This is a genomic window from Comamonas sp. (assembly GCF_009360615.1).
Taxonomy (GTDB): domain Bacteria; phylum Pseudomonadota; class Gammaproteobacteria; order Burkholderiales; family Burkholderiaceae_C; genus Comamonas.
The window spans coordinates 19,553-41,842 of sequence record NZ_SPEY01000040.1 but is presented as its reverse complement, the minus strand read 5'-3'; the positions used below and the strand labels follow the sequence as shown (position 1 = coordinate 41,842).

20 protein-coding genes are annotated in these 22,290 nt (G+C 65.1%); 10 read left to right on the top strand and 10 right to left on the bottom strand.

Annotated elements, in window-relative coordinates:
• Window positions 1-2: 2 nt before the first annotated feature.
• Window positions 3-926, bottom strand: coding sequence for a 16S rRNA (cytidine(1402)-2'-O)-methyltransferase (gene rsmI, locus E2583_RS12040; RefSeq protein WP_291596083.1), 924 nt, complete (start codon window positions 924-926; stop codon window positions 3-5).
• Between rsmI and E2583_RS12035 the strand changes: the two genes are divergently transcribed.
• From E2583_RS12035 to E2583_RS12025, 3 genes are all read left to right on the top strand, one after another.
• Window positions 926-1,327, top strand: coding sequence for a YraN family protein (locus tag E2583_RS12035; protein WP_291596082.1), 402 nt, complete (start codon window positions 926-928; stop codon window positions 1,325-1,327). The genes rsmI and E2583_RS12035 overlap by 1 nt on opposite strands.
• A gap of 89 nt (window positions 1,328-1,416) precedes the next feature.
• Entirely contained in the window at window positions 1,417-2,025 is a 609-nt protein-coding gene (locus E2583_RS12030; protein WP_291596081.1) for an SIS domain-containing protein, read from the top strand.
• The gene (locus E2583_RS12025; RefSeq protein ID WP_291596080.1) at window positions 2,022-2,675 is read left to right on the top strand and encodes a BON domain-containing protein; all 654 of its coding nucleotides are present in this window, start codon (window positions 2,022-2,024) and stop codon (window positions 2,673-2,675) included. The genes E2583_RS12030 and E2583_RS12025 overlap by 4 nt, the downstream gene beginning before the upstream one ends.
• A gap of 61 nt (window positions 2,676-2,736) precedes the next feature.
• Here the strand turns inward: E2583_RS12025 and E2583_RS12020 are convergent, their stop codons facing one another.
• The 3 genes from E2583_RS12020 to E2583_RS12010 all read right to left on the bottom strand — a co-directional run bounded on the left by E2583_RS12020 (window position 2,737) and on the right by E2583_RS12010 (window position 6,103).
• Window positions 2,737-3,648 carry an NAD(P)-dependent oxidoreductase gene (locus E2583_RS12020; RefSeq protein WP_291596079.1) on the bottom strand — a complete coding sequence of 304 codons (912 nt, stop codon included), beginning with the start codon at window positions 3,646-3,648 and terminating at the stop codon, window positions 2,737-2,739.
• A gap of 133 nt (window positions 3,649-3,781) precedes the next feature.
• Entirely contained in the window at window positions 3,782-4,918 is a 1,137-nt protein-coding gene (locus E2583_RS12015; RefSeq protein ID WP_291596078.1) for a PilT/PilU family type 4a pilus ATPase, read from the bottom strand.
• Between the two features lie 141 nt (window positions 4,919-5,059).
• On the bottom strand, window positions 5,060-6,103 hold the full coding sequence (locus E2583_RS12010; RefSeq protein WP_003050584.1) for a type IV pilus twitching motility protein PilT: 1,044 nt from the start codon (window positions 6,101-6,103) through the stop codon (window positions 5,060-5,062).
• Window positions 6,104-6,140: 37 nt separating this feature from the next.
• Here E2583_RS12010 and E2583_RS12005 point away from each other — a divergent pair, with 37 nt between their 5' ends.
• The gene (locus tag E2583_RS12005) at window positions 6,141-6,872 is read left to right on the top strand and encodes a YggS family pyridoxal phosphate-dependent enzyme (RefSeq protein ID WP_291596077.1); all 732 of its coding nucleotides are present in this window, start codon (window positions 6,141-6,143) and stop codon (window positions 6,870-6,872) included.
• Between the two features lie 150 nt (window positions 6,873-7,022).
• On the opposite strand, the gene E2583_RS12000 is transcribed toward E2583_RS12005, so the two are convergent.
• Window positions 7,023-8,270: a branched-chain amino acid ABC transporter substrate-binding protein gene (locus E2583_RS12000; protein ID WP_291596076.1), complete on the bottom strand. Its 1,248-nt coding sequence runs from the start codon at window positions 8,268-8,270 to the stop codon at window positions 7,023-7,025.
• Window positions 8,271-8,317: 47 nt separating this feature from the next.
• The gene (locus tag E2583_RS11995; RefSeq protein ID WP_291596075.1) at window positions 8,318-9,088 is read right to left on the bottom strand and encodes a TetR/AcrR family transcriptional regulator; all 771 of its coding nucleotides are present in this window, start codon (window positions 9,086-9,088) and stop codon (window positions 8,318-8,320) included.
• Window positions 9,089-9,253: 165 nt separating this feature from the next.
• Between E2583_RS11995 and E2583_RS11990 the strand changes: the two genes are divergently transcribed.
• The 4 genes from E2583_RS11990 (at window position 9,254) to E2583_RS11975 (ending at window position 16,051) form a co-directional block, all read left to right on the top strand.
• A complete protein-coding gene (locus E2583_RS11990; RefSeq protein WP_291596074.1) occupies window positions 9,254-10,852 on the top strand; it encodes an AMP-binding protein in 1,599 nt (532 codons plus the stop codon).
• Between the two features lie 60 nt (window positions 10,853-10,912).
• Window positions 10,913-14,209 (top strand): carboxyl transferase domain-containing protein, encoded by a 3,297-nt coding sequence (locus E2583_RS11985; RefSeq protein WP_291596073.1) that lies wholly within the window; start codon window positions 10,913-10,915, stop codon window positions 14,207-14,209.
• 200 nt (window positions 14,210-14,409) lie between these two features.
• Window positions 14,410-15,549, top strand: a complete 1,140-nt coding sequence (locus E2583_RS11980) for an aminotransferase class V-fold PLP-dependent enzyme (protein ID WP_291596072.1) — start codon at window positions 14,410-14,412, stop codon at window positions 15,547-15,549.
• Between the two features lie 91 nt (window positions 15,550-15,640).
• A complete protein-coding gene (locus E2583_RS11975; RefSeq protein WP_291596071.1) occupies window positions 15,641-16,051 on the top strand; it encodes an FKBP-type peptidyl-prolyl cis-trans isomerase in 411 nt (136 codons plus the stop codon).
• Here the strand turns inward: E2583_RS11975 and norR are convergent, their stop codons facing one another.
• Window positions 16,052-17,638, bottom strand: a complete 1,587-nt coding sequence (gene norR, locus E2583_RS11970) for a nitric oxide reductase transcriptional regulator NorR (RefSeq protein WP_291596070.1) — start codon at window positions 17,636-17,638, stop codon at window positions 16,052-16,054.
• Window positions 17,639-17,797: 159 nt separating this feature from the next.
• Between norR and hmpA the strand changes: the two genes are divergently transcribed.
• A complete protein-coding gene (hmpA, locus tag E2583_RS11965) occupies window positions 17,798-18,976 on the top strand; it encodes an NO-inducible flavohemoprotein (protein ID WP_291596069.1) in 1,179 nt (392 codons plus the stop codon).
• Window positions 18,977-19,357: 381 nt separating this feature from the next.
• On the opposite strand, the gene E2583_RS11960 is transcribed toward hmpA, so the two are convergent.
• Window positions 19,358-19,603 (bottom strand): DUF3297 family protein, encoded by a 246-nt coding sequence (locus tag E2583_RS11960; RefSeq protein ID WP_003050615.1) that lies wholly within the window; start codon window positions 19,601-19,603, stop codon window positions 19,358-19,360.
• 152 nt (window positions 19,604-19,755) lie between these two features.
• On the opposite strand from E2583_RS11960, the gene E2583_RS11955 reads away from it, so the two are divergent.
• Window positions 19,756-21,081: a DUF445 domain-containing protein gene (locus E2583_RS11955; protein WP_291596064.1), complete on the top strand. Its 1,326-nt coding sequence runs from the start codon at window positions 19,756-19,758 to the stop codon at window positions 21,079-21,081.
• Between the two features lie 236 nt (window positions 21,082-21,317).
• On the opposite strand, the gene E2583_RS11950 is transcribed toward E2583_RS11955, so the two are convergent.
• A complete protein-coding gene (locus E2583_RS11950; protein WP_291596062.1) occupies window positions 21,318-21,749 on the bottom strand; it encodes a hypothetical protein in 432 nt (143 codons plus the stop codon).
• A 100-nt stretch (window positions 21,750-21,849) separates the two neighbouring features.
• Window positions 21,850-22,254 carry a hypothetical protein gene (locus tag E2583_RS11945; RefSeq protein ID WP_291596061.1) on the bottom strand — a complete coding sequence of 135 codons (405 nt, stop codon included), beginning with the start codon at window positions 22,252-22,254 and terminating at the stop codon, window positions 21,850-21,852.
• Between the last annotated feature and the right edge of the window lie 36 nt (window positions 22,255-22,290).

Sequence of the window (22,290 nt, the reverse complement as noted above, 5' to 3'; positions counted from 1 at the left end):
TCCTATTCCTGTTCGGCGGCCCGCTTGAGTTCCAGCGCCCGGTCGTAGAGCGTATTGCGGCTGCTGCCCGTGATTTCGGCGGCCAGCTTCACGGCCGTCTTGGTGGGCAGCTCGGCCAGCAGCAGCTTGAGCACGCGTTCGGCCTCGCCCGACTCCTGCTGCACCGTCACGGGGTGCAGCACGATGGCGAATTCGCCCTTCACACGCTGCGGCGAGGCCTGCAGCCAGGCCGCCAGCTCATGGGCCGGCATGCTGGCGATGTCTTCGAACTGCTTGGTGATCTCGCGTGCCAGCGTGACGCGACGTTCGCCCAGCAGGGCCAGCGCCTGGGCCAGCTCGATGATGCGGTGCGGGGCTTCCAGCAGCACGGTGCAACGCGGCTGGCCAGCCAGCTTCTGCACGGCGGCCAGCCTCTCTGCATTCTTGGTGGGCAGGAAGCCGGCAAACACGAAGCCGCTTTCTCCCTGGGCCGGCGTGACGGCACCGGCGACGCTGATGGCCGACGTCACGCTGCTGGCGCCGGGCAGGGGAATGCAGCGCAGACCCACGGTCTGCAGGGCCGCACACAGGCGCGCGCCGGGGTCGCTGACGCCGGGTGTGCCTGCATCGCTGACATAGGCGATGCGCTGGCCTTGCTGCAGCCGCTCGATCACCTGCTGGGCGGCTTCTGCCTCGTTGTGCTGGTGCACGGCCAGCAACTGGCTGCCGGGGCGCTCCAGTCCGTAGCTGCGCAGCAGGCCCTGGGTGTGACGCGTGTCTTCGCAGGCGATGCAGTCCACGATCTGCAGCACATGCAGCGAGCGCAGGCTGATGTCGGCCAGATTGCCGATCGGCGTCGCCACCACATACAGGGCTCCCTGCGGATAATGCTGGGAAGCGGCCGCGTCATGTGCGGCAGTCAGTGCAGAGGCGAAAGAGGTAGTCAATGGATTTCCTTGGAAGGCGGCCCAAGCCGGCGCAAAGCACCACCGCACGCGGGCAACAGGCCGAGGATGCGGCGTTGGCCCATCTGCAGGCGCGGGGCCTGAAGCTTGTCGAGCGCAATTATCGGACGCCAGGCCGTGGTGGCGGCGAAATCGACCTGATCCTGCGTGACCGCGACGGGTCTTTGGTGTTCGTCGAAGTCCGCAGCCGCAACACCGAGCGCTTCGGCGGTGCCGGCGGCAGCATCGGCCGCCTCAAGCAGCAGCGCATTGTGCTGGCCGCCAGATACTATCTGATGAGGCTTGCGGCAGCGCCGCCATGCCGCTTTGATGTGGTGCTGGTCGACAGCTCCGGGAACCAGATGCGCATCGAGTGGCTCCAAGCGGCATTCGAGGCACTTTAGTCGCCGCGTCATGGTTGTGCGCAACACTGATGCGCAAATAACGGTTTGCTACCAAAGAGATAACAGGTGGCGGGTATCATCGGGCCTCCATGCTAGAGCAACGAATTCAACAGCATTTCATCGACAGTGCCGACCTGAAGTACCAGGCCGCCCAGGCGCTGAGCCAACCCATTGCTTCCGCCGTACAGGCCCTGCTGGCCTGCGTGACGGGCGGCGGCAAGGTACTGGCCTGCGGTACGGGTGTTTCGGCCAGCGATGCCCAGTTATTTGCCTCCCTGTGCGTGACAGGGTTCGAGCGCGACCGTCCCGAGCTGGCGGCCGTGGCCCTGACTTCCGACGGAGGCCTGCTGGGCAGCGTGGGCGCCACGGGCTCGGGCGGCAATGCCAGCCAGTACCTGGCGCGTCAGGTGCGGGCGCTGGGCCAGCCCGGCGACCTGCTGCTGCTCATATCGGTGACCGGCAACGACATGGCCGTTCTGGAGGCCCTGGAAGCCGCCCACGAGCGCGACATGATGGCCGTGGTGCTGACAGGCCGCACCGGCGGCAATCTGGCTACCGCCGTGCGCGAGACCGATGTACTGATCTGCGTGCCCCACGACCGTGCGGCGCGTGTCCGAGAAACCCATACCTTGATCCTGCACTGTCTGGCCGACGGTGTGGACTCTCAACTGCTTGGTGACCAGGAGATGCCTCTATGAAGTTGAAGTGGACCCGTGTTGCATGTGCGGCCCTGACCGTTGCCGCTCTGGGTGGCGCCTTGAGCGGTTGCGTGGCTCTGGTGGGCGGCGGTGCCGCCGTGGCGGGCATGTCGGCCGTGGACAGACGCACCACCGGCACACAGGTTGAGGACCAGGGCATCGAGCTGCGTGCCGGCAATCGCATCAGCGAGGTGATGGGCGATAAGGCCCGCGTCAGCGCCACCAGCTACAACCGCGTGGTGCTGCTGACCGGCCAGGCCGGCAATGCGACGGACAAGGCGACCATCGAGAAGCTGGTGCGCGAGCAGGCCACCGTGCGCGAGGTCTATAACGAGATCGAGGTCGTTCCTTTCACGGCGACGCTGGGTCAGCGCTCCCAGGACTCCCTGATCACGACCAAGGTCAAGGCCAGCCTCGTCAATGCCAAGGATATTTCGTCCTCGGCCATCAAGGTCGTGACCGAGAACAACGTGGTCTATCTGATGGGCATCGTCACGCCGCGCGAATCCAAGCGCGCGGCCGAGATCGCCCGTGGCGTCAATGATGTGAGCAAGGTGGTGAGGCTGTTCGACGTCATCTCCGAAGAGGAACTGGCCGCGTCCACATCCAGGGCTGCGCCGTTGGTCGAAGACCGCTCCAGCATGAACTGAAGCGGCTTCACAGGCCAAGACAAGCCGCACTCGCGTCCGGCTTTCTGCATGGGGCCGGCGTTCAGCGCAGACGCTGGATCAGGCTGGAGGTATCCCAGCGATTGCCGCCCATGGCCTGTACGTCGGCATAGAACTGGTCCACCAGCGCGGTGACCGGCAGACGCGCACCGTTGCGCTGGGCCTCGGCCAGCACCAGGCCCAGATCCTTGCGCATCCAGTCCACGGCAAAGCCGAAGTCGAACTTCCCCACGGCCATGGTCTTGCCGCGATTGTCCATCTGCCAGCTCTGGGCCGCCCCCTTGCCGATGACGTCGAGGACCTTGTCCACATCCAGATCTGCACGCAGACCAAAGGCGATGGCTTCGGACAGGCCTTGCACCACGCTGGCCACGCAGATCTGATTGACCATCTTGGTCAACTGGCCGCTGCCGCAGGCGCCCATATGGGTAAAAGCGCGCGAGAAGGCTTCTGCCACCGGGGCAACCTGGTCGAATACCTCCTGATCGCCTCCACACATGACGGTGAGCTGGCCGTTGACCGCGCCGGCCTGGCCCCCGGACACCGGGGCATCCATGAAGTGCAGGCCGCGCTGGCGGGCCTCGGCATACAACTCGCGCGCCACCTGGGCCGATGCCGTGGTGTGATCGACGAAGATGGCTCCGGGCTCCATCCCGGCAAAAGCACCGTCGTCTCCCAGTGCAATCGAGCGCAGGTCGTCATCGTTGCCCACGCAGCAGAAGATTATGCGCGCGCCCTTGACGGCCTCACGCGGCGTGGCCCCGAGCCGGCCGCCGGGGAACGCCTCGACCCAGGCTTCGGCCTTGGCGGTCGTTCGGTTGTAGACCGCGACCTGGTGGCCTGCGGCCGCCAGGTGCCCGGCCATGGGGGCGCCCATGACACCCAGGCCCAGAAAGGCCACAGGCGTGGAAGTGCAGGGGGCGTAGCTGCGGGAGGCGATGATGGCTGTGCTCATGGAATCCTCTAAGACTTGGTGCGGAACAGTTCGATCATGGTAGCGCCGCAGTGAGGGCCCTGGCTGACGGCGCCGGCCCGTCCGCAGCACGACAGCCGCCCTTGCGTGGGAGGGCGTATCGGTGCCCTGACAGCTAGACGATAGTCAGGTGTTCGGTGCCGGCCGCCAGATCCAGAGTCCGGGCGCGCTGGCTGTTGAGCTTGATCTGCAGACGCAGGTCGTTGACCGAGTCTGCATTGCGCAGCGCATCCTCATAGGTGATGAGATTGGATTCGAACAGGTCGAACAGCGCCTGGTCAAAGGTCTGCATGCCGATATTGCGGCTTTTCTTCATGATCTCCTTGATCTCGACGACCTCACCCTTGAAGATCAGGTCGGCAATCAGCGGAGAGTTGAGCATGATTTCGATGGCGGCGACACGGCCCTTGCTGTCCTGCTTGGGAATCAGACGCTGGGAGATGATGGCCCGCAGGTTCAGCGATACATCCATCAGCAACTGCGGGCGGCGCTCTTCGGGGAAGAAGTTCACGATGCGATCCAGCGCCTGGTTGGCATTGTTCGCATGCAGCGTGGCCAGGCACAGGTGACCGGTTTCCGAAAAGGCAATCGCGTGCTCCATGGTTTCGCGATCGCGGATTTCACCCATCAGAATCACATCGGGTGCCTGGCGCAGCGTGTTCTTGAGGGCGGCCTCCCAGCTGTCCGTATCCAGTCCCACCTCGCGCTGCGTGACCACGCAGTTCTTGTGCGGATGCACGAACTCCACGGGGTCTTCCACCGTGATGATGTGGCCGAAGGAATTTTCATTGCGCCAGTCCACCATGGCTGCCAGCGTGGTGGACTTGCCCGAACCCGTCGCGCCGACCAGAATGCACAGGCCGCGCTTGGTCATGGTCACTTCCTTGAGTACCTGCGGCACGCCCAGGCCGTCAATCGTGGGCAGGGTGGTGGGAATGGTGCGCAGCACCATGCCGACCTTGCCCTGCTGCATGAAGGCATTGACGCGGAAGCGCCCCACGCCGGCCGGCGAGATGGCGAAGTTGCACTCCTTGGTGTGCTCGAATTCAGCCACCTGCCTGTCGTTCATGATGGAGCGTGCCAGGGCCAGCGTATGCAGCGGGCTCAGCGGCTGTGGCGAGACCTTGGTGACCTTGCCGTCAATCTTGATCGCGGGCGGAAAATCCGCCGTGATGAACAGGTCGCTGCCGTTGCGGCTGACCATGAGCCGCAGCAGATCGTTGATGAATTTACTGGCCTGATCGCGTTCCATGATCACTCCTTGTGCCGTGGCCGTTGCACAGCCACTCTCAAAACTTGCGCGGCCCGGACGAGAAACACCGAGCAAGGGCCGCCCCGCTGCGAAGGTGTTGTCCCCCTCAGGGGGACGCGGCAGCGCCGCTCAGGGGGAGCCTCATCCAGGAAAATTCTCGGGGATCTTCGCCTTGCTGCGGGCTTCGGCCGGGCTGATGAGGTTGCGGCGCACCAGATCGGTCAGGTTCTGGTCCAGGGTCTGCATGCCCATGTTCTGGCTGGTCTGGATGGTGGAGTACATCTGTGCCACCTTGGCCTCGCGAATCAGATTGCGGATGGCGGGCGTGCCCAGCATGATCTCGTGCGCGGCCACACGGCCCTGGCCGTCCTTGGTCTTGCACAGCGTCTGCGAGATCACGGCCTGCAGCGACTCTGAGAGCATGGCGCGCACCATTTCCTTTTCCTCGGCCGGGAACACGTCGATGATACGGTCGATGGTCTTGGCGGCCGACGAGGTGTGCAGCGTGCCGAACACCAGGTGACCGGTCTCGGCCGCCGTCATGGCCAGGCGGATGGTTTCCAGGTCGCGCATTTCGCCAACCAGAATCGCGTCCGGGTCTTCACGCAGCGCGGACTTCAGCGCTGCCGCGAACGACAGCGTCATGGGGCCGACTTCGCGCTGGTTGATCAGGCATTTCTTGGACTCGTGCACGAATTCGATGGGGTCTTCCACCGTCAGGATGTGGCCGTACTCGGTCTCGTTGAGATAGTTGACCATGGCCGCCAGCGTGGTGGACTTGCCCGAGCCCGTGGGGCCCGTCACCAGCACCAGGCCGCGCGGCTTCAGTGCCAGGTCGGAGAAGATCTTGGGGGCGTTGAGCTGCTCCAGCGTCAGGATCTTGCTGGGAATGGTACGGAACACGGCCGCCGCGCCGCGGTTCTGGTTGAAGGCGTTGACACGAAACCGCGCCAGGCCTTCAATTTCGAACGAAAAGTCCACTTCCAGAAACTCTTCGTACTGTTTGCGCTGGGCATCGCTCATGATGTCGTAGACCATGGCGTGCACGGTCTTGTGGTCCAGCGGATCGATGTTGATGCGACGCACATCGCCGTGGACGCGAATCATGGGGGGCAGGCCTGCCGACAAATGCAAGTCCGAAGCCTTGTTCTTGACACTGAATGCCAGCAATTGCGTGATATCCACGGAGATCCCTCTCTGGTTTGGTACTCTGGCGCCAATTATGACGACGATTGAAAACAATCTGGGGCAGATTCATGCCCGCATGGCAGCCGCTTGCGCCAGTGCAGGCCGGCCCGTGACATCGGTGCAGCTGCTGGCCGTTTCCAAGACCTTCGGCGCGGATGCGGTGCGCGAGGCGGTGCTGGCCGGCCAGCGCAGCTTTGGCGAGAACTACATCCAGGAGGCCGTGGAGAAGATTGCCGCAGTGCGCGCCATGCAGCTGGAGGGCGCTGAGGCGCTGCAATGGCATTGCATCGGGCCCATCCAGAGCAACAAGACCCGGCTGGTGGCCGAGAATTTCGACTGGGCCCAGACCGTGGACCGGCTCAAGATCGCCGAGCGTCTTTCGGCCCAGCGCCCCCAGGGCATGGCACGGCTCAATGTCTGCATCCAGGTCAATGTGGATGGCGGCATCACCAAGTCCGGCGTTGTGGCCGAGCAAGCGCTGGAGCTGGCCGAAGCCATGGTGAAACTGCCCAATCTGCGCCTGCGCGGCATCATGAGCATTCCCGACGATACTCCTGATTTCGCAGCGCAATGCGCAGTCCATAAAAGGGCTGCATCCATTTTTGATGCCATAAAGTCCAGTGGTCTCGCGGGGCTGGAGCACTTCGATACGCTGTCGATGGGCATGACCGGCGATCTGGAAGCTGCCGTGGCCGCAGGCAGCACCATGGTGCGCGTGGGCAGCGGGATATTTGGAAGGCGCACCTACGGTACGCCCACCCCCTGAGCCGCCACGCGGCTTCCCCCTCTCTCTACGCGCTGCGCGCTATGGGAGGGGGACGACAGCTTCGCGGCGGGGCGGCCCTTGCTTGCTGTCTCTGGTGTGGGGCCATGCCCGCTACAAGCCCAGTGACAGAGTCGAAGACTCGTCCCATTTTTACGGCCGCTTCATCTGGCACTCCGTGGGCAGATCAAGTTGCTGGGCGGAGTAGACGGCGTCGGTTCTGAAGCCGTAGTTCGAGCCCTCCCAGCCGGTCTTGACCCGCTTGCCATCCACCGGTGCAATGGTGTTGACGACCTGGGGCAGCAGCAGCTGGTGATCCTTGCCGCGCATCCTGACGGGACCGAAGATGGTGTCCATGGACATGTCCTCCATGGCCTTGGCAATTTTCACGGGATCGGTGGACTGGGCCTTGGCCATGGCTGCGGCCAGCATGCGCGGCACCAGATCCATGCGCGGCGCCAGAAAGTCCTGGTTCATCCTGGCCTTGTACTCCCTGGCCCGCGCGTCGGCCTGGGCGTGGTCGGCCATGCCGGGGTGCCATTCCGCGACCCAGGTCACCTGGCCGATCCCCGCCTGGGAAATGGAGGTCACGGTGCCCGGAAAACCGCCTGCGCTATGGTTGAAGTAGCGCAGGTTGTAGCCGGAGTCGCCGGCAGACTTGAGCAGCAGGGCCAGATCCTGGCCCCAGTTGCCGGTGATGACCGAATCGGTTCCGACTTCCTTGATCTTGGCCACATAGGGCGCAAAGTCCTTGATGCGGCCCATGGGGTGCAGGGTCTCGCCCACGAACTGGATATCCGGTCTCGCCTTGCCGACCATGGTGCGGCCGAAGCTGGCCCATTGCTTGCCGTGGGCATAGTCCTGGTTGAGCAGAAAGACTTTCCGGATCTCGGGCTGTGTCTGGATGTAGTTGGCGATGGCCTGCATGCGCATGGCCGTGTTGGCGTCGAACATGAAATGCCAGAAGCTGCAGGATTTTCCCGTCAGCTCGGGATCGATGGAGCTGTGGTTGAGGATCAGCACCTCCTTGCCCGGATTGCGCTGGTTGTAGCGCGCTGCCGCCTGCACCAGCGCCGTAACCACCGATGAGCCCGAGCCACCCGTCACCACCACGCGTGCACCCTGGTCGATGGCGGCCTGCAGCGCGCTCTGGCTTTCCTGGGCCGAGAGCTTGCTGTCGAACTGCAGCAGCTGGAACCTGGCGCCGTTGTACAGGCCGCCCCTGGCATTCACATCATCGACGGCATAGAGCACATGGTTGCGCATGACCTCTCCCACATTGGCGAAGGGGCCGGAGAGCGGGTCGATGAACGCGATCTTGAACGGCTCTGCCGTCTGGGCGGATACGGAGCCGGCACACAAGCTGGCAGCCAGCGCAAGGGCTGAGAAGCGAATGGACATGGTCTTGTCTCCAGGGAGTTGGAATGGCGCCTTTGCCTGCGGGGCACTCAGCTGGCGCTGGGGCTGGTGGAGGATGCGCTCTTGCGGCGCCTGGGCGGAGGAGGGTTCTGTGGTGTCGGCGTCGGCGTGGTCCTGGCCGCACGTTTGCGCGCTGGGGCCGCAGTCCTTCGCAGGCCCAGCACGCGCGAGGCCAGGTCGGTGAGCTCGACCACCATCTCGGCCGGGCCCAGCTTGCCGCCGGGTCGATACCAGTTGTAGAGAAAGCCTGGCAGGCTGCAGGCTGCCTGGGCCGTGATGCGGGTGTCGCGGAAATCGAAGTGCCCGCTGGCGCGGCCTTCGTCGAGCAGGGCGCAGAACTGCTTGTAGAACTGCTGGGCCACATTGCGCGAGGCCTTGAGATAGGCGGGGCTGAAGGCTTGCGGCTCGCGATAGGGGAAAAAGCCCGCCGGATAGTGCGCAATGGTGGCTGCGATCAGCCGCTGAAGGCCGTCGATGGCTTTTTCATGGGCGGGCCTCGGGTCGTCGTCCGCAAAGTCCAGCACCGTGAAGCAGGCTTCGGTCGGTGCCCAGCACAGGGTCTCGAAGATCTCCTGCTTGTTGCGGAAGTAGTAGTAGACGAACGGCTTGGTCACGCCCAGCGCCTGCACGATCTGCTCGATGGTGGTGTTGGCATAGCCATAGCGGTCGAACAAGGCTTCGGCAGCCTTGAGAATGCGCTCGCGCTTCTCGTCGGAGCCGGCAGTGGGCAGGCGCTGGCGGCCGCGCGGCGCCACGGGCGCGGCCGGCTTTTTCTCAGTCTTTCTGGACGGGGCGGGCATGAGGGTTTGCGGGTGTCGCATTCGTTATACCGATGGGTAGCATTGTTCTACCTGCAGGTATACATTGACAAGACGCCGAGCAGCTGATTGCCCTAAGGCAATCCCTGAGACATCCCGAAAAGTGGCACCTTTGCCCGGTCTTCACGAGACACCCAGGAGACAACCATGGCTGAGTCCGACATCCTCATCCCCCTGCACGAGGCCTTGCGCCGCAATGCGCGCCGGCATCCGGAGCGCGATGCCTACATCTGGTATGGACAGCACATCAGCTGGCGCCAGGTGGATGAGGCCAGCGATGCCGTGGCCGCGCACCTGCAGCAACTGGGCGTGAAGCCGGGCGAGCCTGTCGCACTGTTCATGAACAACTGTCCGCAGTACATCGTGGCACATTACGCGGTGCAGAAGATCGGAGCCATCGTCTGCCCCTGCGGACCCCTGAACAAGGAGCACGAACTCGAATACCAGCTCAACGACCTGCAGGCCAGGGTCATCATCGCGGCCGATGTGCTTCTGCCCGTGGTGGACAAGGTGCGCAGCACTACCGCGCTGCAGCACGTGCTGGCCGTGCGCTACGGCGACTGGCTGCCCGAAAGAACCACGCTGCCGCTGCCTGCCGAGCTGCAGGCTCCGTTGCAACAGCTGCCCCTCGATGTCACGTCTTTCTGGGATCTCATGCACAGCGGTGCCAGGCCCGCGCCTGTCGAGGTGGACCTGGACGAAGTGGCGCTGATGACCTATACCTCGGGCACCACGGGCCTGCCCAAGGGCGCCATGCTGAGTCTTGGCGCGGCCGCGTACAAGACGGCCGGTGCGTCCTGGGTGACCGGCGTCAGCGCCGAGGATGTCCTGCTGGCGGTGGCGCCGCTCTATCACATCGCCGGCATGTCCATGGGAGTGAACATGCCCGTGCACTCGGGGGCGACCTGTGTGCTTCTGCATCGCTTCGATCCGTTGGCCGTGGCCCAGGCGCTCGAGCGCTATCGCGTCAGCTGGTGGTACAGCATCGCGCCCATGAATGTGGCGCTGATGCAGCTTCCCGGCGTGGAGAAGATGGACTTCAGCGCGCTGCGCCGCAACACCGTCACCAGCTTCGGCATCACCTACACCGAGGATCTGGCGCAGCAATGGCGCCGGTTTGCCCCCAATGCCATCTCCAGCGAGGCGGCTTACGGCCTGTCCGAAACCCACACCATGGATACCTTCATGCCGGGCGACGCCATCCGCTGGGGCACCCATGGCAAGCCGGCTCCGGGCAATGAGATCCGGGTGATAGACCCGGAGACCGGGGCACCGCTGGCAGCAGGCGAGGTGGGCGAGATCATCATTCGCGGCCCCGGCAATTTCAAGGGATACTGGAACAAGCCCGAGGCCACGGCCAAGACCCTCAGGGACGGCTGGGTGCATACCGGCGATATGGGCAAATTTGACGCGGACGGCTATCTGACCTTCATCGGACGCTTCAAGGAAATGATCAAGGTCTCGGGCTACAGCGTTTTCCCCGAAGAGGTGGAGACGATTCTGATCAAGCATCCGGCCATTGCCCAGGCTGCCGTGATCGGCGTCGCCGATGCCCAGAAAGGCGAGGTCGTTCGCGCCTTCATCGTGCGCAAGCCGGGGCAAAGCCTGGACGAAGACGGGCTGCTGGCCTGGAGCAAGGAAAACATGGCCAGCTACAAGGCTCCGCGCGAGGTGCGCTTCATCGATGCGCTGCCCGCCACAGGTGCCGGCAAGGTATTGCGCCGCCTTCTCAGGGACATCCCCTGATCGGCACGCCCTGACGGGCCCGTGTCGGTGCAAGTTGAGAACCCTTCAGACGAAAGACCTATGTTCAAGAAAGTCCTGATCGCCAATCGCGGTGAAATCGCCCTGCGCATCATCCGAGCGCTGCAGGAACTGGGAATCGCCAGCCTGTCGGTATACGCCTGCGATGATGCGGCTGCCCCGCATGTGCTGGCTGCGGACGAGGCGCAGGCGCTGGGTGCGAGCGGCCCGGCGGCCTATCTCGATGGCGCGCAGCTGCTGCGGATCGCGCAGGAGCGAGGTTGCGACGCGCTGCACCCGGGCTACGGATTCCTGAGCGAGAACGCAGACTTTGCGCGGGCCTGTGCCGCCGTGGGGCTGCGCTTTATCGGCCCGACGCCCGAGCAGCTGGCGCTGCTCGGTGACAAGGCCAAAGCCCGTGCGCTGGCGCAGCAATGCGGCGTGCCCCTGATGCCCGGCAGCACCGAGGCCGTGACGCTGGAGCAGGCTCGGCAGTTCTTTGCGCGGCAGCAGGCCGACGGTGCCAGCGGCATCATGATCAAGGCCATCGGCGGCGGCGGCGGCCGCGGCATGCGTGCGGTCACCGAGGCCAGCGAGGTGGCGGCCGCCTACCAGCGCTGCCGCAGCGAGGCCCAGGCCGCGTTCGGCGTGGACGGTGTCTATGTCGAACGGCTGATGAGCAATGCGCGCCATATCGAGATCCAGCTGCTGGGGGACGGCAGCGAATGGCCGATGGCGTTGGGCGAGCGCGAATGCACGCTGCAGCGGCGCTTCCAGAAGCTGGTGGAGATTGCACCCAGTCCGAGCCTGACGCAGACGCTGCGCGAGCGCATCACCGCAGATGCGCTGCGCATGGCTGCCAGGCTGCGCTACGAAAGCCTGGGGACGTTCGAGTTTCTGGTCGATCTGCAGTCCGAGTCTCTGCCCTATGTGTTCATCGAGGCCAACCCGCGTCTGCAGGTGGAGCACACCATCACCGAAGAGGTCTACGGCGTCGATCTGGTGCAGGCCCAGATCCGCATTGCGGCGGGCGACCATTTCGCCGATCTGGGCCTGAACGCGGATGCCCCGCCCCGGCCACGCGGCTATGCCGTGCAGTGGCGCATCAATGCCGAGACCCTGGATGCCCATGGCCACGCCTGCCCCGGCAGCGGCCGCATTGCCGAGCTGCACTGGCCGCAAGGCCCGGGCATACGCCTGGACAGCCATGCGCAGCAGGGTGTCAGCCCGTCGCCGCATTACGACACCTTGCTGGCCAAGCTGGTCGTGCACAGCCACGCGCCGCGTTTCGAGGATGTGCTGCGCCGCTCCCGGCGCGCGCTGGCCGAATGCCGCATTGCGGGCCTGTCCACCAATCTGCCGCTGCTGCAGGCACTCGCTCTGCGGCCCGAGATGCAGGACCAGGACGTGCATACGCGCTGGCTGGAGGCGGTCTTGCCGCAGCTGGTGGAAGCAGCTGAAAAGATAGCTGCAAACGTAAATCAAACGATGAATCCCGCATTGATCGGCGTGGAAAGCGCCGAGAATCTTGCGCAAGCTGCTCCTGAAAATGCGGTGCTGGCCCCCATGCCTGCGAGGATCGTGCAATGGTCTGTGGCGGTGGGCGAGACGGTGGCCAAGGGGGCCGAGCTGGGCATTCTCGAAGCCATGAAGATGCAGCATGTGCTGCTTGCGCAGGACGCCGGCCGGATCCAGGCCCTGCTGGCGCAACCCGGCAGCCATGTGGCGCAGGACCAGGCCTTGCTGGTGCTCGAGCCCGGACTGGGCGATGCTGCGCATGCCGAAGAGATGCCGCAGCGGCAGGACCCGGACCATATCCGGGCCGATCTCCGGCGCGTCATGGATCGCCATGCCTTCGCGCTCGATGCCGCGCGGCCCGAGGCCATGGCCAGGCGCCATGCCCAGGGCAGCCGCAGCGCGCGCGAGAACATTGCCGATCTCTGCGACGAGGGCAGTTTCATCGAGTACGGGGCACTGGCGATCGCCGCCCAGACACGCAGGCGCAGCCTGGACGACCTGGTGGCCAACACTCCGGCCGATGGCATGGTCACGGGCATGGGCTCCATCAATGCCGCACAGTTCGGTGCCGAGCGGTCGCGCGCCGTGGTGATGTCCTATGACGCCACGGTGCTGGCCGGCACCCAGGGGGCGCGAAATCATGCCAAGACCGACCGCATGCTGGGCATCGCGCTGCAGCAGAAACTGCCTGTGGTGCTGTTTGCCGAAGGCGGCGGCGGCAGGCCTGGAGATACCGACACGCCCGTGGTCGCGGGCCTGCATGTGCATACCTTCGCGGCCTATGCGGCACTCTCGGGTCGGGTGCCGGTGGTGGGCATCACCCACGGCCGTTGCTTTGCAGGCAATGCCGCGCTGCTGGGTTGCAGCGATGTGATCATCGCCACGCGCAGCAGCAATATCGGCATGGGCGGACCGGCCATGATCGAGGGCGGCGGGCTGGGGGTCTTCCGGCCCGAGGACGTCGGCCCCGCCGACGTGCAGCATGCGAACGGCGTGATCGACATCCTGGTCGACGACGAGGCCCAGGCCGTGGCTGCGGCCAGGCACTATCTGTCCTTCTTTCAGGGGTGCATCGACGAATGGTCCGCGCCCGATCAGCGCCTGCTGCGCCAGGTCGTGCCCGAGCACCGTCTGCGTGTCTACGACACGCGCGCCGCCATGGCCGGGCTGGTGGATGAGGGCAGCCTGCTGATGCTCAGAAGCGGCTTCGGCGCTGGCATCCACACGGCGCTGGCGCGCATCGAGGGGCGGCCCGTGGGACTGATGGCCAACAACCCGGGCCATCTGGGCGGTGCCATCGATGCCGATGCAGCCGACAAGGCAGCGCGCTTCATGCAGTTGTGCAATGCCCACGGCATTCCCATTGTCAGCCTCGTTGACACGCCCGGCTTCATGGTGGGTCCGGAGATCGAGAAAACCGCCCAGGTGCGCCATGTCAGCCGGTTGTTCGTCGTCGCTGCCAAGCTGCGTGTCCCGTACTTCAGCGTGGTGCTGCGCAAGGGCTACGGACTGGGTGCCATGGGCATGACGGCCGGCAGCTTCCATGCGCCCATCTTCAATGTGGCCTGGCCCACGGGGGAGTTCGGCGCCATGGGCCTGGAAGGGGCGGTGCGGCTGGGCTTTCGCAAGGAACTCGAGGCATTGCCCGAGGGGGCTGAACGCGCAGCGCTGTTCCAGAAGCTGCTGGCCCAGCAGTACGCGCATGGCGAGGCCATGCACATGGCGGCCACGCTGGAGATCGACGCCGTCATCGACCCCGCAGACACCCGCGGCTGGCTGGTGCGGGGCCTGGCCGGCGCGCGCCTGCGCGAGGGCGAAAGCCGCTTTGTGGACACCTGGTAGAGGCAGGTGGAGATTCCGCATCTGCAGTGTTCGGTCGGCAGGAGTCAGCGATGTGAAAAGCGCTTGCAGCTCATGTTTTTGATATGAGCTGCATATGCAAAGCCGTATTCCGGCTCATGCTAAGCTGAATGTCCTGCACCAGCGCCCCGGCGGCCCCGGGGTGACTTCGACTGCCCAGCTTTTGCGATTGGAGATACCCCATGCCCGGACTATTGCCCGACGTCGACCCCGATGGCCTGCTTGAATTCTCGGTGGTCTATACCGACCGGGCGCTCAACCACATGTCGAAAAAATTCGTGGGCGTGATGCAGGACATCCTGGGCATGCTCAAGGAGGTCTATCACGCCCACACGGCCGTGCTGATTCCCGGCAGCGGCACGTTCGGCATGGAAGCCGTGGCGCGCCAGTTCGCCAACCGCGAGCGGGTGCTGATCGTGCGCAACGGCTGGTTCAGCTACCGCTGGACGCAGATCTTCGATGCCGATGCGGGCCTGGGCGGCGGCTCCGTGGTCTGCAAGGCGCGCAAGCAGGGCGAGGGCAGCCAGGACCCCTGGGCGCCATGCCCGGCCGGGGATGTGGCGGAGACCATTCGCGTGGAGCGCCCCAAGGTGGTGTTTGCCCCGCATGTGGAGACGGCCAGCGGCATCATGCTGCCCGACGAATACCTGCGCACCGTCGCTGATGCCGCGCACGAGGTCGGCGCGCTGTTCGTGCTGGACTGCGTGGCCTCCGGCGCCATGTGGGTCGATATGGAGACAACCGGCGTGGACGTGCTGATCTCGGCTCCGCAGAAGGGCTGGAGCAGCTCGCCCTGCTGCGCCATGGTCATGCTCTCGGCGCGCGCCCGCGAGGCCATAGAGCACACGCAAAGCTCCAGTTTCTCCTGCGACCTGAAGAAATGGATGCAGATTGCCGAGGGTTACGAAAAAGGCCAGCACGCCTATCACACCACCATGCCGACCGATGCACTGCTGCGCCTGCGCGATGTGATGCTGGAGACACGCGAGTACGGTTTTGCCAAGGTGCGCGAGGAGCAGCTGGCACTGGGAGGAAAGGTGCGCGAGCTGATGCAGTCGCGCGGCTTTCCCAGCGTGGCCGCCGAGGGCTACAAGGCCCCGGGCGTGGTCGTGAGCTACACCACCGACCCGGAAATCCAGAGCGGTCGCGCCTTTCTCAAGGTCGGTCTGCAGACCGCCTCGGGCGTGCCGCTGCAATGCGACGAGGGCCCGGATTTCATGACCTTCCGCATCGGTCTGTTCGGCCTGGACAAATGGCATGACGCGGATCGCTCCGTGGCGCATCTGTCCAAGGCGCTGGACGATATCGGCATCGCCGGCTGAGTCCAAATGCGGCCTGCGGCATGGGGCCGTGACATTTTTTTCGACCCGACTTCGTACTAAAGTCGGGTTTTGTTCATTCAGCGCATCCGATATGAAAAAAGCAATCTCCGTGATCGGGCTTGTATGGGCCATCGGTGCTGGCGCAGTGGTTCATGCTGCGCCGGTCACGACCGCCAGCGGTCTGATCTATGAAAGCCTGGTGGAAGGCACGGGCCCCAGCCCCAAGGCGACGGACACCGTCAAGGTGCATTACCGCGGCTACTTCCCGGATACCGGCAAGGAGTTTGACAGCTCCTATGCACGCAAGCAGCCCATCGAGTTTCCGCTCAATGGCGTGATCCCTTGCTGGACCGAGGGCGTGCAGAAGATGAAGGTCGGCGGCAAGGCCAGATTCACCTGCCCGCCAGCCATTGCCTACGGCACACGCGGCGCGGGCCGTGCCGTACCGCCCAATGCCACGCTCAACTTCGATGTGGAGCTGCTGGGCATCCAGGGGCGCTGATCAAGGCCTTGCAATCTGCAGCCGCCTGGCCAGGCGCTGCAGATTGGCGCGATCGAGCTGCAGCTCGCGCGCTGCGGCAGCCCAGCTGCCCCGGTGGCGGGCCAGGCTGGCGCTGACCAGCTGGCGCTCATAGGCGCTGACAGCGGCTCGCAGGCCACCCTCAGGTGCTGCAGCCGGCGTGGCCGCGTCCATGGACCCGGCAGCTTGTGTGGTGAGCGGCGTTTCGGTTCGCTCCCCGAGATCGGCCAGTCCCAGCGTCACGATGCGCAGCCTGGCCCCGCTGCGACCGGAGCTGCCGTCATGGCGGCTCAGGGCCTTGAGCACGGCGCGGCTGATGCAGTGCTCCAGCTCGCGTACATTGCCGCTCCAGCTGCGATGGAGCAAGGCCGCCTGTGCGGCCGCATCCATGCGCAGGCCACCGAGCCTGAGCCTGGAGCGATTCTCCTCGAGAAAATAGCCCGCCAGCTGCAGAACGTCGCTGTCGCGCTCGCGCAGCGGCGGCACATGGAGCGGATAGACGTTGAGGCGGTGATAGAAGTCTGCACGCATGCGGCCGGCGTCGACTTCTGCGGCCAGATCGCGGTTGGTGGCGGCGATCACGCGCACATCCACATGGTGCTCCCGGTCGGAGCCGAGGCGTTGCAGCTGACCGCTTTGCAGCACGCGCAGCAGCTTGGCCTGCACAGGCAGCGAGAGCTCGCCGACCTCGTCGAGGAACAGCGTTCCCTGATGTGCCTGCTCGAACTTGCCGCTGCGCTCGCTCAGCGCTCCGGTGAAGGCCCCGCGCACATGGCCGAACAGCTCGCTCTCGACCAGATTGTCGGGCAGGGCTGCGCAGTTGATGCTGATCATGGGCTTGTTGGCGCGGTCTGACTGCGCATGCACGGCCTGGGCCACCAGCTCCTTGCCGGTGCCGGTTTCGCCGGTGATGAGTACGCACAGATCGCTGGCGGCGACCAGGGCAATGTCTTTTTGCAGCTGGCGCATGACGGGGCTTGCGCCCTGCAGTCCGCGCTCCGGCGGCGCGGCTGGACTGGCCGAGCCGGTGGCGCCGCGCGCGAGTTGCGACAGCTGCTGCACGCGCTCGGCCGTGGCCACGGTGGCCGCAGCCAGGTTGCTGAAGGCCTGGAGCATGGCCAGCGCCGCAGGGTCGGCAAAGCGGCCCGGCTCCATTGCGTCCAGCGTCAGCAGGCCCCAGGGCAGGCCGCCCAGCTGCAGCACGCAGCCCATGCAATCATGCACGTGCAGCTCGCTGATGGCATGGCCCTTGTGCGCTACCAGCCCGTCATAGGGGTCGGGCAGGGGGCTGTCGGGCTCGAAGCGCATGGCCTGGCCGGCCGCCAGCAACTGGGCAAAGCGCGGATGCTCGGCCAGGCGAAAGCGTCGGCCCAGCGTGTCCGGCATCAGGCCGTCGATCGCCATGGGGCGCAGCCATTCGCCTTCCAGTTTCAGCAGGGCGACGGCATCGGCGGGCAGCAGATTGCGCAGCGCAGCCAGCAGGCGGCGCAGGCGTTCGCGCTCGGGCAGGTCCTGGGCCAGATCGGCGATCAGCGGGCTGACAGCATTGAGAATGTGGGATGTTGTCATAACGACAGCGTTCGGTGTCAATAAGACATTGATTGAGCAATGTCATATTGACGCATATTCCTGCAAGCCATTGTTTTGCAGTGGTATTGAGGCTGGCATGCTGCTTGCACTCACTGGTACAAGCCTTGCAGCTGGCAAGGCAGCAACCAGGAGATTTGCATGCTTACCGAACGTCAACGCGAGATCGTCAAGGCCACCGTGCCGCTACTGGAAACCGGCGGCGAGGCGCTGATCACGCATTTCTACCAGACCATGCTGGGCGAATACCCCGAGGTGCGTCCGCTGTTCAACCAGGCGCACCAGCAAAGCGGTGCCCAGCCGCGCGCCCTGGCGCACAGCGTGCTGATGTATGCCAAGAACATCGACCGCCTGGAAAACCTGGGCAATCTGCCCGCGCAAATCATCAACAAGCATGTGGCGCTGCAGGTGCAGGCCGAGCATTACCCCATCGTGGGTGCCTGCCTGCTGCGCGCCATTCGCGAAGTGCTGGGCGCCGAGATTGCCACGGACGAGGTTATCGCCGCCTGGGCGGCGGCCTATCAGCAACTGGCCGATATCCTGATGGCGGCAGAACGCAGCGCCTACGATCAGACGGCTGCCGCCGAAGGCGGCTGGCGCGGTGCGCGTGCCTTCAAGCTGGTGCGCAAAGAGGCCGAAAGCGCTGAGATTACGTCCTTCTATCTGGAGCCTGCGGACGGCGGCGCGGTGATTGCCCACCAGCCCGGCCAGTACATCGGCCTGCGCCTGGTGGTCGACGGCCTGGAGCAGCGCCGCAACTATTCGCTGTCGGCACCTGCGAACGGCAGGAGCTATCGCATCAGCGTCAAGCGCGAGGCCGGCGGCAAGGTCTCCAACCATCTGCACGACCAGCTGCACTTGGGCGATACGCTGGAGCTGTTTCCGCCGGCCGGCCATTTCACCTTGCAGGCCGGTGCCAGGCCCCTGGTGCTGATCAGCGGCGGTGTGGGTATCACGCCCACGCTGCCCATGCTGCAGGCGGCGCTGCCCACGGGTCGCGAGATCACCTTCATCCACTGCGCGCGTGATCGCGGCGTGCATGCCTTTCGCGAGAAGATCGATGCTCTGGCCAGTCGCCACGAGCAGCTCACGCGCCGCTATTGCTACGACCAGGCGGACGCAGGCGACGAAGTCGACGCCCAGGGCCTGCTGAACACCGACCGACTGGCCCAGTGGCTGCCCGCCTCGCGCGATGCCGATGTCTACTTCCTGGGCCCGCGCGGCTTCATGCACAGCGTCAGGCAATCGCTGCGCGAGCTGGGCGTGCCCGACGCCCAGGTGCACTACGAGTTCTTTGGCCCGGCCGAAGCCCTGGCCTGAGTTATCGCACCCCCCTGAGCGGTTTTGCCTAGGCGGCCCCACCGCTTCCCCCTCTCTCTACGCGCTGCGCGCTAGGGGAGGGGGACGACACCGTCACTGCGGGGCGGCCCTTGCTCGGTGTCCCTCGTTTTGGGCGCGCCGGTTTTGAGCGCTGTGATCTGCAAACCAATGGCTGCTCATAAAAAAAGAGCTACTAGCGCATTTTATTACTAGGTTTCAGTGCTTAAAGCATTTGAAATCCATGTAAATAAAGCGCAAGCAGCTCTCTTTATTGAGGCGGCGATTGGGCTCATTGCTCTTTGAACTGGGCGAACGCCCAGTGAGAGACATCGAGCAAAGGCCTGGTGGGCGGGGCCGCCCCGGCGCGCAAGCGCCTCGGGGTCAACGGTAATACGCTTCGACCGTGCCCTTGAGCTTGATCAGCAGGGGCTTGCCCTTGCGGTCCAGGGTCTTGCCGGCGGGCACCTTGACCCAGCCTTCGCTGACGCAGTATTCCTCGACGTCAAAGCGATCCTTGCCGTTGAAACGGATGCCGATGTCGTGCTCGAACACGGCGGCCACATGGTGGGGGCTGCGAGGGTCAACGGACAGATGGTCTGGCAGTTCGGGGCGGGTGGCTTCGGTCATGATTTCTCGAGAGTCAGGGAATACAGGAGCGCTATTTTCGGTGCAATTGCAAAAGCCTGCCGCCGGTTGCCGCAATGGCGCAGCGAAGGCCATGCGTGTCCATCGGGGCCGCAGGCATAGGCGAGCCGGTCCGACTCGCCTATGCTGGCGCCATGCTTACCGAAGAACAACGCCTGACCCTGCAGCGCGCCAAGCGGCTGCCGCTGATTTTGCTGCTGCTGGTGACGGCCGGCTTCATCGCCACCGCGCTGGCCGGCGCACGCTGGGGGATCGAGGGCCGGGCCGTTCCGCTGTGGCTGGTGTGTCTGCGGGCCATCTGCGAGGCCGCCATGGTAGGGGCGCTGGCCGACTGGTTTGCGGTCTCGGCGCTGTTCCGCCATATTCCTCTGCCTCTGGTGGGGCGGCACACGGCCATCATCCCGCGCAACAAGGATCGCATCGGGCGCAACCTGGCCACTTTCGTGCGCGACAAGTTCCTCGATGCGCCTTCGCTGGTGGCGCTGATCGAGCGCCACAACCCTGCCCAGGCGCTGGCCGACTGGCTGACGGCCCCCGCCAACAGCCAGCTGCTGGGCAGGCAGGTGGCGCGGCTGGCGCTGGCTGCGCTGGAGATGGTGCAGGACAAGCAGGTCGAGAAGTTTCTGACCCAGTCGCTCAAGGCCGTGATGCAGCATGTGGATCTGTCGCGCGCTGCCGCATCGCTGCTGTCGGGGCTGACGGCGGGCGGGCGTCACCAGGAGGTGCTCGACGATGTGCTGGCGCGCATCAGCCGCGTGCTGCGCCAGGAGCAGACCCATGTGCTGATGGCCCAGACCATCGTGCTTTGGCTCAAGCGCGAGCACCCGATCAAGGAGAAAATGCTGCCCACGGACTGGCTCAGCGACAAGGGCGCCAGCGTGATTGCCAGTGCCCTCGACAGTCTGCTGCAGGACGTGGCCCGGAACCCCGGCCACCGTCTGCGCCAGGCCTTTGACAGCTCCGTGCAGCGCCTGATCGACGGTCTGCAGCATGACCCTGCCTATGCCGAACGGGTGGAGACACTGCGCAACTACCTGCTGCATGACGAGAAGCTGGCGCTCTATCTGCGCGAGCTGTGGGCGGGCTGGCGCGCCAGGCTGGAGCACGACCTGGCCGACGAGAACTCGGCCATGGCCCGCCGCGCCGCCGTGATGGGGCGCTGGCTGGGCCAGGCGCTGGCGCATGACGAGGCGCTGCGCAGCTCCATGAACGAGCGCCTCAAGCGCTGGGCGACTGCGCTGGCACCCGATGTCTCGCAATTCATCGCCCGCCATATAGCCGACACGGTGCAGCGCTGGGATGCCGGGCAACTGGCCACGCTGATCGAGGCGCATATCGGCAAGGATCTGCAGTACATACGCATCAACGGCACGCTGGTGGGCGGTGCCATCGGCTTGCTGCTGTTTCTGATCTCGCATGCCGCGGCCTTGTGGCGCAGCCTGCTGGCCTGGCTGGGATAGCGCGCAGGCCTGGTCAACTGCGGGATGCAGTTCCACGCGACCGCGGTTCTTCGAGAAACGTGGTCTTGGCGTGCTTGTGATGGTCCCTCTGGAGCGGACGCTGTTCGCAACGGGAAGGCCTTGGCGCAATCCTGGGCTCAGCCAGGCACGCCCATCGAAGGACCCTATGCCGCAGAGCCCTGTGCATCAGCGCATCGAAAACCCTTGTTTCATGCGTTGCCAGCGATCAAGAACCATCAGGCATCGGGTGCGGAAGGCTCGGGCGGCAGCAGTTGCCGGCCGATCAGCTGCCAGGCTTTGGCGGCATCGGCCTGGCCGGCAAACAGATGACAGCTGGCCGCGGTCATGGCGATGCGGCCGTTGTCGGGCTCCAGGTCGAAGGCCAGCTCGCATTGGGCTGCGGCGTTGGCCCACATCAGCAATGCGTTGCGGTTTTCTTCCTTCTGCAAGGCATGGGCCTCGGCCATCCAGGCCTGTGCCAGACGAAAGGCGGCTTCCGGCTCGTTCATGTCGGCCTTGTGCGCCCGATAGAACTCCTTGCCGGCGGCCTGCCAGAAGGCGCGGGCCTGCTCGAAGTCCTGCGTGGCAATCTTCTGGGCCTGCTGCACCAGCGCGTTGCCGGCCTGCAGGTGGGCCTGATAGGTGGATGCGTCTTGATCTTGGGACATGGCTCATATTGTCTTCATTGCCGCCAATGGCGGAGCGCGCCCGCGCGCATCTCCCCTGGACGAGCCCGGGGCATTGCCGCCGCCCGCCAGCGGTGCGTCGCTAGTAGCGAAAGTCCAGCTGATGCGGAGTCTTGCCGATCTCTGCCGCCTGGGTCTGGCTTGCGCCCTCCCTGGTGGTGACCGTTATCCGGTAGCTGCCGGCGGGCAGCTGGATCAGGCAGATTGGCCCGTTGGCCGTGAAGCGGCTGATGCCCTCGCCGGAGCCGACCTCGACCGCCACATTGGCCAGATAGGCGCCGTCCCTTTGCGCAAACAGCAGCGACAGCGGGTAGTCCTTCATCGCGGCACGCATGGCCGTGGACTCGTCTTCGCCGATGCCGCCGCAGCGGTAGTGCAAAGCGCCGGCCTGCTGCATCTCGGGCATCCGGGTCTGGGCCAGAGCGCTCAGGGCCAGGCCGGCGCTGGCAGCCACGGCCAGGCAGGCGGGCTTGCTCAAGCAGTGCATGGTGTTTCCCCTCAGCGATACACGGGCGGTCCATCT